Origin of the sequence: Paenibacillus sp. TCA20 (assembly GCF_000732325.1) — a bacterium.
Lineage (GTDB): Bacteria > Bacillota > Bacilli > Paenibacillales > Paenibacillaceae > Paenibacillus > Paenibacillus urinalis.
Genome location: NZ_BBIW01000029.1, coordinates 1 through 9873 on the forward strand (window position 1 = coordinate 1; position 9873 = coordinate 9873).

17 protein-coding genes are annotated in these 9873 nt (G+C 37.8%); 13 read left to right on the forward strand and 4 right to left on the reverse strand.

Annotated features, from left to right (window positions below; all coding sequences use genetic code 11):
• From TCA2_RS25885 to TCA2_RS25925, 8 genes are all read left to right on the forward strand, one after another.
• The coding region (locus TCA2_RS25885; RefSeq protein WP_238546515.1) for a hypothetical protein at nucleotides 1–285 on the forward strand (285 nt) is incomplete at its 5' end.
• 246 nt (nucleotides 286–531) lie between these two features.
• The gene (locus TCA2_RS25890; protein WP_047914496.1) at nucleotides 532–843 is read left to right on the forward strand and encodes a hypothetical protein; all 312 of its coding nucleotides are present in this window, start codon (nucleotides 532–534) and stop codon (nucleotides 841–843) included.
• 19 nt (nucleotides 844–862) lie between these two features.
• Nucleotides 863–1192, forward strand: coding sequence for a hypothetical protein (locus TCA2_RS25895; RefSeq protein WP_047914497.1), 330 nt, complete (start codon nucleotides 863–865; stop codon nucleotides 1190–1192).
• A 121-nt stretch (nucleotides 1193–1313) separates the two neighbouring features.
• Complete coding sequence (locus TCA2_RS27365; protein WP_052512306.1) at nucleotides 1314–2093, forward strand: hypothetical protein; 780 nt, start codon at nucleotides 1314–1316, stop codon at nucleotides 2091–2093.
• Between the two features lie 91 nt (nucleotides 2094–2184).
• On the forward strand, nucleotides 2185–2640 hold the full coding sequence (locus TCA2_RS25910) for a hypothetical protein (protein WP_047914498.1): 456 nt from the start codon (nucleotides 2185–2187) through the stop codon (nucleotides 2638–2640).
• Nucleotides 2641–2744: 104 nt separating this feature from the next.
• The gene (locus TCA2_RS25915) at nucleotides 2745–3788 is read left to right on the forward strand and encodes a hypothetical protein (RefSeq protein WP_047914499.1); all 1044 of its coding nucleotides are present in this window, start codon (nucleotides 2745–2747) and stop codon (nucleotides 3786–3788) included.
• On the forward strand, nucleotides 3763–4056 hold the full coding sequence (locus TCA2_RS25920) for a hypothetical protein (protein ID WP_047914500.1): 294 nt from the start codon (nucleotides 3763–3765) through the stop codon (nucleotides 4054–4056). Before TCA2_RS25915 ends, TCA2_RS25920 begins: the two co-directional genes overlap by 26 nt.
• 162 nt (nucleotides 4057–4218) lie before the next feature.
• Nucleotides 4219–4509: a hypothetical protein gene (locus tag TCA2_RS25925; RefSeq protein WP_047914501.1), complete on the forward strand. Its 291-nt coding sequence runs from the start codon at nucleotides 4219–4221 to the stop codon at nucleotides 4507–4509.
• A 684-nt stretch (nucleotides 4510–5193) separates the two neighbouring features.
• Here the strand turns inward: TCA2_RS25925 and TCA2_RS25930 are convergent.
• Nucleotides 5194–5439, reverse strand: a complete 246-nt coding sequence (locus tag TCA2_RS25930; RefSeq protein ID WP_152557841.1) for a hypothetical protein — start codon at nucleotides 5437–5439, stop codon at nucleotides 5194–5196.
• 478 nt (nucleotides 5440–5917) lie between these two features.
• On the opposite strand from TCA2_RS25930, the gene TCA2_RS25935 reads away from it, so the two are divergent.
• Nucleotides 5918–6454: a hypothetical protein gene (locus TCA2_RS25935; protein ID WP_047914503.1), complete on the forward strand. Its 537-nt coding sequence runs from the start codon at nucleotides 5918–5920 to the stop codon at nucleotides 6452–6454.
• Between the two features lie 32 nt (nucleotides 6455–6486).
• Here the strand turns inward: TCA2_RS25935 and fliS are convergent, their stop codons facing one another.
• The 3 genes from fliS to TCA2_RS25950 all read right to left on the reverse strand — a co-directional run bounded on the left by fliS (nucleotide 6487) and on the right by TCA2_RS25950 (nucleotide 7963).
• Nucleotides 6487–6852 (reverse strand): flagellar export chaperone FliS, encoded by a 366-nt coding sequence (gene fliS, locus TCA2_RS25940; RefSeq protein WP_047914504.1) that lies wholly within the window; start codon nucleotides 6850–6852, stop codon nucleotides 6487–6489.
• Nucleotides 6853–6925: 73 nt separating this feature from the next.
• Nucleotides 6926–7702, reverse strand: coding sequence for a flagellin (locus TCA2_RS25945; protein ID WP_047914505.1), 777 nt, complete (start codon nucleotides 7700–7702; stop codon nucleotides 6926–6928).
• Between the two features lie 63 nt (nucleotides 7703–7765).
• Nucleotides 7766–7963: a carbon storage regulator gene (locus tag TCA2_RS25950; RefSeq protein ID WP_047914506.1), complete on the reverse strand. Its 198-nt coding sequence runs from the start codon at nucleotides 7961–7963 to the stop codon at nucleotides 7766–7768.
• A 96-nt stretch (nucleotides 7964–8059) separates the two neighbouring features.
• On the opposite strand from TCA2_RS25950, the gene TCA2_RS25955 reads away from it, so the two are divergent.
• The 4 genes from TCA2_RS25955 to TCA2_RS25970 all read left to right on the forward strand — a co-directional run bounded on the left by TCA2_RS25955 (nucleotide 8060) and on the right by TCA2_RS25970 (nucleotide 9610).
• Entirely contained in the window at nucleotides 8060–8404 is a 345-nt protein-coding gene (locus TCA2_RS25955) for a hypothetical protein (RefSeq protein WP_047914507.1), read from the forward strand.
• Between the two features lie 51 nt (nucleotides 8405–8455).
• Nucleotides 8456–8713, forward strand: a complete 258-nt coding sequence (locus tag TCA2_RS25960) for a hypothetical protein (RefSeq protein ID WP_047914508.1) — start codon at nucleotides 8456–8458, stop codon at nucleotides 8711–8713.
• Nucleotides 8714–8742: 29 nt separating this feature from the next.
• A complete protein-coding gene (locus tag TCA2_RS25965) occupies nucleotides 8743–8979 on the forward strand; it encodes a hypothetical protein (RefSeq protein ID WP_047914509.1) in 237 nt (78 codons plus the stop codon).
• Nucleotides 8980–9094: 115 nt separating this feature from the next.
• Nucleotides 9095–9610 (forward strand): hypothetical protein, encoded by a 516-nt coding sequence (locus TCA2_RS25970; RefSeq protein WP_047914510.1) that lies wholly within the window; start codon nucleotides 9095–9097, stop codon nucleotides 9608–9610.
• Nucleotides 9611–9873 lie beyond the last annotated feature (263 nt).

The following is a 9873-nucleotide window of genomic DNA, read 5'->3' on the forward strand; positions in this document are numbered from 1 at the left end:
ACTCGTTTTTATTTATTAGCTAATATTGAAACACATTACATTAAGGAGGATTTATTCATGAGTGAAAAGAGATACATTCTTATTACAAAAGAGGGAGGTAACACAGTCTGCGCAGATGACGCCCAGAAGCGTTATTTTGATCCACCGGAAAGGGGTGATATTGTCCTTGGGTTTGATAATCAGAAAGCTATGGCGAAAAAAGCAAACGAGCTTCTAAAAAATGGACTTCGTCTCGCAACGCGTGGCGGCAGTGAGCAGCTTCGTATTTTCAAGTCACTCATATAAGCTGACCTATTTGATACAATTTCCTCTGCGTGATAAAATATCCTTAGTTTTGGAGCGTATGAGTAACACCCAGGCTTGTCATCACAATACGCCATATTGTTTTTGACATGGATGTCCAGCCTATATCTCAAACTCAGCTGGCGGTTTCGCTATAGGCTGCCGGCATACGAGCTGACGAGTGTGAGCTGATATCGACAATAACTCATCTTTATGATGGGTTATTGTTTTTTAGGGAGGAGATAGTGAGTGATTCCAAAATCGCCTTTTATTATGGAAATGTGCGCAGATATAGCTAGGCATATGAGAGCAAAGGGAGTTTGGCCAAACTGCTCAGCCGAAGACATACGACTATCAGCTGATGTGTATGAGCAGATCCCCTCATGGTGGTACGATGCTCTTGCCTATTTTAATGAAAGGGAATACTATTACTCTTTAGATGATGTTCAGAGTCCCCAGGAGGAGCAGTACGTCTCCATACGAAAGCCAGGATACATAGATGGCTATCAGTATAGAAAAGGCAATTGGGTAGAAACTGGCGGCTTCTATACATATTCATAAGAAGAGGGGAATTGACACAATGTATTTTTATAGTGATTCTCATAGTGCTAATTATGTTCAAATGATTAAGAAATACCCGACAGTTCTAAAAGATAAAGAATATCAGGTAGGATGCTATATCGTTGCTCATCCTGAGATTTATCTTGCTGCATCTCAGCAAGATTGGGAGGATATTTTTGATGATTGGATTGATCAGTCTTTTTCAAGAGGCGGAAGACTTTTGATCGATCTTGGAATGCACTTATACGGAGGCGGCCATGCTGAGTTTAATTTGGCAGATGCTTTAAACACATTGGATGAAAAAAATTTCAAAGTGCTTCTGCAAGCAATTGATATTCGAAGAGGTTAAGTCGCCCAAAAAGGCGGCTTTTATTTTTTCTAAAATATTCATTTTTAATTGTAAATATTAGTAACAATAGTTCAATATACCTGTTATAATGATAAACGGAAAATCAAGAGGAGGAAGAAAGATGGAAGACTTTAGCGCTATTTTATTATTCGTAGCACTCATTGCCATGGTAGTATTTTTAGTTTTATCGTTAGTTTCTAAGATCAAGAAGGATGGAAAAGCTAAACGCAAGCTGATTTATGCAGGTGGATCTTTTGTAGTAATGATTATATCCTTTATAATCTTTGGAAGCGTGACAACTGGAACTACAACAACAACTGCAGATCCCGCGCCTGCTAAAGAACAACCAAAGGTAGAGACGGCCAAGCTCTCGCCTGAAGAAGAAGCTGCAATCAAGGAAGAAGCTGAAGCAGCTGCGAAAGCAAAAGCTGCAGAAGAAGCTAAGGCTAAGGCGGAAGCTGAGGAGAAGGCAAAAGCCGAAGCAGCCGCGAAAGCAAAAGAAGAAGCTGAGGCTAATGCTAAAGCAGAGGCAGAAGCTAAAGCGGCCGCAGAAGCGGAAGCTAAGGCTAAAGCAGAAAAGAAAGCAAATGCGCAGACCATTGAGTATCCACATCTTTCAAAGAATCCGGATCGCTATGCAGGTGAGTATGTTACATACACTGGCGAGATCGTTCAGATATTAGAAAGTGGCGAATACACCAATATCAGGCTTGCTGTAACACAAAATGAATGGGGATATGATTATAATGATCTCGTTTTCGTTGAGTATGAAGGCTTAACTGACTTCGTTGATGGAGACGTCGTAACGGTCTATGGCGAAATCTACGGCGCTTATTCATATACCTCTCAAGCCGGTTGGGAAATCACCCTTCCTGGTCTAGTCGCTGACACTGTGGAATAATAATGGTGAGGAAGCTCCCTCCAAACATGGCCGTCCAACCGGGCGGCTTTTAATTTGTTTAATCTACTACATAACTAAGGAGCAGATATTTATGCATAAAATGAGATTCATTTTTCTTGTATTCTTAATATTATGTCTTACTGGATGCGCAGAGCAAAAAGTGCTGACAGACGAGGAATATTTCAAAGCTACAACTGATATCATACTTGAATTTAAAAATGCAAATAAAGAACTTTTTGATGGATTAGAGGTATACGTCCAGGACAATTCTAAATATAAACAAATGCAAGAGCCAGCGCAGAAAGCGCTTGATATCATTTCAAAAGAGCATGAGCTTATATCCAGTATGCAGCCGGTACCAGGCTGGGAAGATCGGCACAATGAATTGGTTAGTCACTTGGCTTATTTTGAAGGATTCGCGCGGGAGGCGCTTAGAACTTCAAAGAATGGAGACGCAACTGATTTAGGCATTCAAGCCAGTAAATATATGTATCAACTAAAAGCGATAGATCGACTTTCTGAGCACTATATGGCTAAAATTCAATAATTTATGATATAATTATTATGCATCAAAATACTGGCAGGTATTATCATGAAAGGGCCGCCTCTGTGCGGCTTTTTCTCATATATGCCAATATAAGGAGGTTTACTGTGTCAAATAAAGTATATAACGCATCACTATATAATGAAAAAGTGAAGCTAAAATTTTTAGAACTGATGAGCAATAGTGGTCAATCTGAAAATACATTAATTGCATATAGGAGAGTTTTGTTGCGAGCTTCTGCAATAGAGCAAAGATTCGATACTGATCTATATGACTTCAAATTTGATCAGATAGAGAGACTTTTGATAAAGATGAATCATACAACATTAAATTCTGCAACGAGCAGTATTAATATTATCAGAAATTATATTAAATGGGCTATCCAAAACAAGTACACTAAAACCTCTTTAAGCCCCCTAGATGTATTCACTACAAGGGAGCTGGCTGAAAGATATAAGAATAAGCGTGCCAAAGTATATTTTACTCGCGATGAGGTGGCGCTGTTTGCAAAGAGTGCTGTCAACGCCCAGGATAAAGCTTTAATTTGGGCAATATTCTATGGAATAAGTGGCACTTCTATGTCTGAGCTTAGAAATCTTACAATAGATGATATTGATGAGCAGAGTTATCGCCTTACTCTTAGAGGAGATGATTCTGAGAGAGTAATTGAACTCATTTCGGATGAACAAAAAGAACTGATCAGCTATCTAATTAAAGCTCATGAACAAACTCACTATCTTAAGGGAAATGGAAAGTCATCTGCTAAAAACCCCGTAGGATTCTTAGCGAGGAATAATCATGTTTTTAGACCTATGATTCGCGGAGCCAGCTCCACCGCTTCTTATCATGTTCTAAGAAACAGGCTCGTAGACATAGCAAAAATTAATGAGGAGCCACAGCTGACATCCCCCATATCCTTAAGATATAGCGGAATGCTTTATATGGCCTACCAAGAATATAAAAAGCATGGGACCTTAAATGCGAAGTCAATTAAAAAGATTTCACAGTTCTACGATGTAAATAAGATCTCTGAAAATAAATACGATAGCTTCTTTCTTCGAACAGATTTTCTGAATGAGGAGACGATTATGAAAGAATATCTCTATGAAAATAAAGGAGAAGATCATGGAGCTAATGCAAAGATATTTTGATAATCTCTACCCAAAGGTTCAGGTAATATCAAATCGATTTAAATGCACTTTGGAATATCACGTTATAAAGAGATGGCTGAATGTTAATGTTCCAAAGCCCTTTACACATAAGTATGGTGGATATAAATACACTACAGAAGGCCTTGGCAAAGAGATCATTGCACGAGTCGTGTATGAAGGAAAGATTAAAGGAGAAACGATATACTGCGCTGTGATTTTTAATAATTCGATTCGCGTCTATACAAAACATGCTTTAAAATATTTGTGATTAAAGGAGATTGGTTATGAGTAATGATGTAAATAGTGAGGGTGCAATCTTAGATAAATGGTCTGCTAAACAAATTTTTAATTCGGATTTCTTTATACTGGCAGTATAATATATTGTAACGCATTTCTTTGGCTATTTTTAAATCAGGAGGAATATGAACAAATGAGCATGCAGAAAAAGTTAGAAGCAGCAAGGCGAGAAGGGTATGAGGCGGGATTTGAAGCCGGTCTTAAAGCGAGCGCATCACAGAAAGAAATTCAAAAATCATTTCTCGATGGGATCAAAGTTGGGGCAGATGCTGCAAATGAAGCATGGTCCTCAGCCGTTCGAAATGCCCCAGGAGTAGGCCCAAAAACCATTAAAAAGATATACGATCAAGCAGATAAAGAACATCAAGAACGAAAAGTGGAACGCGAGTTGCTTGCTAAATCATCTGAAGCCAAAGGAGCATAATTAATGGAGGATAGCTGCTAATATGCATGTTAATTCTTCAATTAGGTGACATAGGCTTCTAAAATGGCAAATTGATATGCCCGCCGTAGCAAACTATCTGGAGTTTATTCGGCGGTTTTTTGGTAATACTATCTTCATGACATATTTTTTGGAGGTAGCACTTTTTGAAACCTATTCTTCATCTTGGTGCAAAAGCTGAATCTCTGCCAGCGTGCCTATTGACTTCTCATAAACATCATCCGAACTCTGGCACATCGGGCATACAGGGCACCAATTAGGATGCGGATCGGCATCCTGAATTGAAAAGTGTTTATTGCATGTTTGACAAAGATAAATTGTTACTAGCATATTGAACCATCCTTATTCAAATTTGTCTACAAGGATTTCAGCTGAACTGGCACGCTCATCGCATACATCGCCGTATTCAATGCCATGTCCAAAGATAGGCAAATCATACCACTAAGGATTCATAGAATCAATTGTATTCAGAGCTATCGCATTGATCATGTATTGGGCTGCTTGAGAAAAGCAGTAGGGAACTTTGTGTCAATAGGGGGAGCTGTTCTGCCTGGTCCAGACATGTGCACAAAATACACATTTGGTGAAGTAGTTCGACGTAATATGTCTTATGTAAACTATAAAGCGTAAATTGACACAAAGTTTCTCTATTAATTAAAAAGCCGCCTATTGGCGGTTTTTTGCTTTATTCATTTCAATTTCAAACACTTTTTCTCGTCCTAAGCGAGCGCCTTCAATAATTCCTGCGTTATAGCAGCTTTCTAATTCTTGAAGAATTAAATTTTCTAATTCTTCATCTAATCTGATATTGTGGTGTATTTGAAGCATCCTTATAATAAAGCCTGTGCCAACAAAAATCGGTACAATTTTTGATTTTGGCCAATCCAGACTGTTATCAATTGGAATATCCATTATATCACTCTCCTTAAGCCACATTATCGCCCCCTTGTTTATCTTTTATAACAATACTGGCTCTTATTGCTCTCCTCTTTTTGGTGCTATATAATCGCCAATAAAATATTTTTTATACATAAAAACTTTCTTGTCATGAAACTAGAGAAGTGGTATTATAAGGAAAATAGGAGTATATCGGACCTAATGCTTAAAGGCCCGACGTCTTCAAACAATCTTAATTATTGTCAACTAGTTCATGCCAGTGCTTTTTGACACTCGGTCTTTAATCTCTGAATCTTCTTACGGTAAGACTCTTTCTTATCACCGTACTGATACGCCAATATCTTACGCTGTTGGGTCATTGTAAGTTGATTCTAGCTAGGAGTTTAAGATCACCATTCTCAAGGAGTCACCGTCCGCCAAGGCGGTGACTTTTTCGTTATGTTTGCTTTTTGCGGATTTGCAAAGATGCTTAACAAAAACTGGAGGTACAGCTTTGATTCAAACAGATCATTTGCAATATCGTTTCGTGCAAAGAGTTCTTGGTTTTCGTGGTCAAAATAATATAAGAAATTATCTAAATAATAATTACTATCGTGTTTATTATGATATTGATCAGGCTTTTAAGTCTTCATTTTTGATCGCAGAAAATTGGCCAAGATTCAAGAACCATGAGCAATTTGATTGCTACATATTTAATAAGCGCTTCATCTTTTCACTAGATAGCCAGACGAAAAAAGGCAATACAGTAATTGAAACTAAATACACTGAAGGCGTTAAGCACTTAATAGCCGAAATTAATGAGATCAACCTAAATATAAAGGAAATAAACAAAAGCAAAATAGAACAAGATACTTTATCCAGGAAGATTGAATGGGCTGATGCTTATATTCAGAATAATGCCTCAATTAATACCGATTTGAACGAAAGGCTTAAAGAATCTATTGATTTATCGGTTTCTAAAGTTAAAGAGATCAAGCAGCTCAAAGATTATAGGAATGAACTTATGCATAAACTTATTAGCAGAAAATAAAGAAGCGACCTCTTTGAGGTCGCTTCTTGTAGCTATAGTGCCCTGCTAGCTTGATCCCATGCTGACCGCAATTCTTGCAAATGCTCAAGCACTTCATATGCCGCCTCCTTATTTTTCTTTACATTAGCTTCGATAAGCAGCCTTAATAAATATTCATAAATTGGAAGTAGCTGATGCGATAACTCATAGTTAAAGTTCAAGGAGGCGATCAGCTCATTAATGATTGCTTGAGCTTTAATGAAATGAGTGTTACTTTTCTCGAGATTTTTTTCCTCTATCCCTACTACAGCTATTTGGGTAAATCTTATTGCTCCATCATAAAGCATAATAATCAGCTGGGCTGGACTTGCAGTCTGAGCCTTTGTTTGCTGATATTTTTGTTGCGGCGTTATAAGCATGAATATTTACGCTCCTTTAATTTGAAAAGAGGACGACCATATAATGATCGTCCTCTTAACTTTGCTTATAAGATTAACGAAGCAAGGACAATACGCCTTGAGGGCTTTGGTTTGCTTGAGCCATCATAGATTGGGAAGCCTGAAGAAGAATGTTGTTCTTAGACATAGCAACCATTTCTTTCGCCATATCAACGTCACGGATACGGGATTCAGAAGCGGTCAGGTTTTCAACTGTAGTTCCCAAATTGTTGGAAGTGTACTCAAGACGGTTTTGTTGAGCACCGTAAGTAGCACGTTGAGTATTTACTTCATCAATTGCTGCTTCAATTGCATCAACGTTGGAAGTAGCATCAAGCGCCTTAGTCAAGTCAAGAGTAGCAGCGCCGATGGTTAATGTACTTCCTTTGTCGTCAGTAACGATGTTGGCAGTAGTTGCACCATCAAGGATTGTTTTTCCGTTGAAGGAAGTAGTAGTGATGATTTCTTCGATTTGAGTGCTCAATTCAGTCAACTCAAGGTCGATATTCGCTGTGTCTTCGGTAGAGTAAGTGCCGTTAGATTTTTGGACGTTAAGCTCTTTCATACGAGTAAGCATAGAAGAAACTTCATTCAAAGCGCCCTCTGCTGTTTGGATCATGGAGATACCATCTTGAGTGTTGCGTTGAGCTTGCTCAAGACCACGAATTTGACCACGCATTTTTTCGGAAATGGAGAGCCCTGCTGCATCATCGGCTGCGCGGTTGATGCGAAGACCGGAAGACAATTTCTCCATGTTTTTGCTTGCTGCGCTGTTGTTCAACGCCATGTTACGGTGTGTGTTTAGTGCTGGAATGTTGTGATTGATAATCATTTCTTACTACCTCCGTGTATTTGTTTTAATTTCAGAGAGCATCCTTTCTCTCTGTTCGAAGCACTAGAGTGGCAGACCATTTTGCCTACATAGCTCTTTTTGTTCGTCAGACAAGATCTCTTCCCTGAGTATTTTAACGTCATTCGGAGCTGTTATTTCTAACTTTGGATTGCCATGCTCATCGACTTTCACCTTAATATGTATGGAGTTGCCGATGATGATCGATTCCCCGGCTCTTCTGTTGACTGTTAATTTTCCCATGCCGACTACCAACTTCCCTATTGTGATAGTTATTTTATCGGCTCGATCCGGAAATAGTTTATATCAATTTAAAAAAAATTATTGGAGATGATAAAAATGAAATATAATCCTACTCTGCTTAACGCTTTTAATCTTAATAAGCTTGATCCTCGTGAGCTAACATACAACGAAAAAATATTGGTCGAAGAATATCTTGGCGAAATCTTAGAGGAGCAATATGATGGCGACATTCAAGATATTATCGATTATCAAGATAATCGTATCGGCTTCAAACCAGACTCCGAGACATTTAATCTGCCTCTATCTAACGATCTCCCGCTCGAATACAACTTCTGGAATATAAATAGTCTATTTGCCTATGGTGAAGCTGATATTGAACTTGTGGCGGTCTTAGAAGACCCCGAAAATACAACGAATCAAGTGCTGGTTAGTATGTATTAATTACCTATTTTTTGGTATAATTTAATTACAATATCGAGGTGATTATACTAAATGCAGTTAATATCTATCTATTTTGCAATAGGCTCTATTATCTCTTTTCTATTTTTAATGCTTCTTTACGGCTTAAGTTGGCATAGTCAAAGGAATGAGCCTGATGACATTGAAGAGGAAATAGAAATGAATAAACTCCAAGGATCCTGGGATAATGCATCAAAATATCTTGGGGGCGATATGCGTACTATTTTTTTAATGTTTGTTGTAATTTGCTTGGCTTGGCCAGGTTTTATTATTTACCTTTTTAAAAAGTAATGAATGTTTAATATAGGAGCGAAAGAAAATTGAAACAAATTAATGAGTGCTTCGACCGTTTTTTTAATAATAAGCTTCCTCTTAAAAAGAGATGGTATATTGTTGATGCTCCAGGCGATAATATATGGCTTTTTCATTACACTCATCTCATCCTTGTTTTTAACAAGACTACAAAAGAGATCATTCATGAATGGTCCTCTACGGCTGCTGACAAGCGCGGGTTAAAAGCAGCAAAAGATTATCTTACCAGACGTTTTGATATGTAGTATATTGAATATCAGACAGAACTACTAAAATCTATAAGCGCTGTCCGGAATACAGTGTTTCAATAATGGCAATACAGGGTAATATATTCTTTTATACTCTTCATGAGGTGAGGGCATGATAGGACTTCTTAGACAGCGGCCTGCATTAGTTGTTGGTTTAATTGTAAATAGTGAAGCTCATGTTAAAGCTATACAAGGTTTATTCCCGCCGGAGAATCATAAGAATATGTTATTTCTTACTTTAAGTGCATTAGACTTAACAGATAATTCAAAGCGCTATGTGACTATGGTGGGGAATATTGCGCATCATTTGATTATCTGTTTGGATCCCGGTCAAGTTGCCGATGCTCTTATCCCTGTTTTTAAAGAATGGGTTCCATCTGCGGAAGAAGTTGTACTTGATACTCCTCTTCTTGAGTGTACTAAAGAATATTTGAATGATCAAATTTTCGAAGCATACCGCTTTACTGTTAAAGAGAAGATTCGATCAAAAGAATTAATTCCCTGTTTAATTTGCAATAAATTGACCTATGTAATCGACTCTTGTTGGTTTGTCCCTCTATGCAGTGACGAATGCTCTGCAAAGTGGGAAAAGCATCATGAGAAAAAGCTGCGCCGATTGAGAAAATAAATCTTAAGTTCAAGCGGATGATTTCGATCGTCCGCTTTTTCGTCTTTATCTCCTTTCATCCCTGAAATTTGCTTCCTCGATTTGATAGTTTCTACTCTTTTTATACCCTATTTGCTAGAGCCAACACAAGTCTTTTGTCGATTAACTTATCCACAGACTTGCCTATTATTTATATATGGTGGAGTAAAGAATAAATTAAAAAAAGTAATTCTTTGCGTTAAAATTTTTAACCCCCCTCTTTAAAATTTTTAACGTAATGCCCT